Source organism: Pseudomonas sp. PICF6 (genome assembly GCF_009831705.1).
Classification (GTDB): domain Bacteria; phylum Pseudomonadota; class Gammaproteobacteria; order Pseudomonadales; family Pseudomonadaceae; genus Aquipseudomonas; species Aquipseudomonas rhizophila.
In genome coordinates this window covers 34,322-34,552 of the sequence record NZ_WUUD01000024.1, presented here as the reverse complement: position 1 = coordinate 34,552, position 231 = coordinate 34,322, and the positions used below count along the sequence as shown (strand labels likewise).

Genomic DNA, 231 nt, shown 5'->3' with positions numbered 1-231 from the left:
ACATCAACATTGAAGCGGCCACCGACAGCAGCAACGAACGCCACGACAAGTCGGTGAAGAAAAGCGGCCTGTTCAGCGGCGGTGGTATCGCCGTCACCATGGGCAGCCAGCAACAAAGCGTCAAGGACCTCACCACGCAACACACGGCGGTGGCGAGCACCATCGGCTCGACCACTGGCGATGTACTGATCGAAGCCGGCAAGGGCTATCGTCAGGTCGGCAGTCAGGTGT

1 protein-coding gene is annotated in these 231 nt (G+C 60.6%); it reads left to right on the top strand.

What is annotated here, in order from left to right; translation table 11 throughout:
* Positions 1 to 231 (top strand): hypothetical protein (locus GSM73_RS27390; RefSeq protein WP_256676924.1); only part of this gene is annotated, 231 nt, incomplete at both ends.